The sequence below is a fragment of the Citrobacter sp. Cf088 genome (assembly GCF_030334295.1).
Taxonomy (GTDB): Bacteria; Pseudomonadota; Gammaproteobacteria; order Enterobacterales; family Enterobacteriaceae; genus Citrobacter; species Citrobacter freundii.
Genome location: NZ_JAOWEE010000012.1, coordinates 1 through 1,715, shown reverse-complemented (window position 1 = coordinate 1,715; position 1,715 = coordinate 1). Strand labels below are relative to the sequence as shown.

At 47.5% G+C, this 1,715-nt stretch carries 2 protein-coding genes; both read right to left on the bottom strand.

Going from position 1 to position 1,715, the window contains the following annotated elements; genetic code table 11:
• Positions 1–21 precede the first annotated feature (21 nt).
• Positions 22–552, bottom strand: a complete 531-nt coding sequence (locus tag OGV71_RS00075; RefSeq protein WP_286532297.1) for a tail fiber assembly protein — start codon at positions 550–552, stop codon at positions 22–24.
• Between the two features lie 3 nt (positions 553–555).
• Positions 556–1,715 (bottom strand): hypothetical protein (locus OGV71_RS00070; RefSeq protein ID WP_286532295.1); only part of this gene is annotated, 1,160 nt, incomplete at its 5' end.

Here is a 1,715-nt window from a genome sequence, read left to right as displayed (position 1 = left end):
CGTTTCTACTAAACCAACGTTTTAGCTCCCAGGAGCCGTAGGCCATTCTGGTTTTGACGTATCTACCCGATTCACCATGACGCTGTAGCGTTCCCAGATTTCAAGCAAGCCGGTTTCTTCACTGGTAGCAATGCCCAGTTTTACCGCCCGTTCAAGCGGAGCTATTGCCGCCATAGCCTCTGCCAGCAGGCTGGATTTTATTCTTTCGGCCTGCTCTACTAACTCTGACTGCGAATAAACACGGGGAGATACTTTCCCGTCCCGATACTGCCAGCCGCCATCGATCCAAACGTCATCGAATGACGTGGTGTACTCCACCTCTGCAACACTTTTTTCTACAGGCCAGAGTGTCGTTATGTCACGGGAAAAAGAGCGTATAATTCCCTCGTCATCAATGACAAGTTTCATGGTATCTGTGGCAAATTTCTTCTGTGCTTCATACCAGTCTGTTCCATCTTCTGACCGCAAAAACATTACGTTGTGCTTTTCTGCTAATTCAGCCTGTTCACCTTCCACAGGATGATAGCGAGTAAATCTTTTAAAAAACTGCATTATTTATACCCGTCCAATTGTGAGCCAGTTACCGTTGATATTCTGTTGAATCCAGGTGTAATAAAACCCCTCGTTATTGTCCCATTTCCCATTGACCTGAGAGCCAATTAACACACCTCCGGCTGGCACCAGGCGCTGACCTGAGTTTTCCTCTGCGCCAATATAAGTCACGCCTGATTGTCGGATGTTCTGGACAAAATTTTGTAATACCCATGCCTGTGTTGCGTAATTATCTTTTGGCTGATAACGCGCATCGAAGTTCGCATAGTTGCTTGGTGCTATTTGCCCGCTACATTGCCAGTTCCCATTTTCGTCCAGAAAAGCATACCCATCAGTTCCATTTTCTGAACGGGACTTATTAATCATGTAAATGCCGAACTGATGATTACCCAACCCGCCAAGGATAAAATGTTTGTCAGGATGTTCCTGCCTGACAATTGCCGACGCGCCGTCAACGTTCACAGGTAAAACGCTGGTAAAACAAGGCTGACCGCGCATGTCTAGCCAACTGCCAGTCCAACCAAATACCTGCACGGCATCAGGAACAATTCTCATAACCTGACGACTATTGGCATAAACATCCAGAATGCCGTCACCGTTCAGTTTAAATCCCGTATCGTTGTCACCAATGGCTATGGAGTTGCCACCAAGCGTATTATCCGTGTTCACTCCAAATGAGGACGTCTGAGGCAAAGTTAGCTTCCCGGTCATTTCATCACCGGAACGCTTTAAATCTCTGCGCCAGCCCGGTGAATACCCATCACCATGGCTGACGTAAGTGAACTGCGCATTTACAACACCACCCGTTGAAGTAGTTGCTGTTGTGACACGAATGGTCATCGCACCACGTTCGCCCATAACCTCAACAACTGCGCCGGATAACTGGATATTTCCACACCCTGTATCAGTGATAGTTCGGTTATCACCGTAAGACCACGAACCTCTACACATCCAGTACGGATGATTAAATGCCCCTTGATTTTCAAGCCAGACAATAAATTCCGGTGTCGTCCAGTTTCCGCCTCCACCAATGCTTACAAAACTGCTAAATGCTCGTGCCGCACCGATATTACGCACGAACCAATCAGGTTGTGGAACATCCGCGCCGTTCTGGTCTTTTTGCAGTGATCCAGCTGCGCGATTTATGGTTTCCACTAAACCAA

What these genes read in the sequence shown, in the direction of transcription:
- OGV71_RS00075 (WP_286532297.1), bottom strand. Translation starts at nt 552, where the DNA reads ATGCAGTTTTTTAAAAGATTTACTCGCTATCATCCTGTGGAAGGTGAA.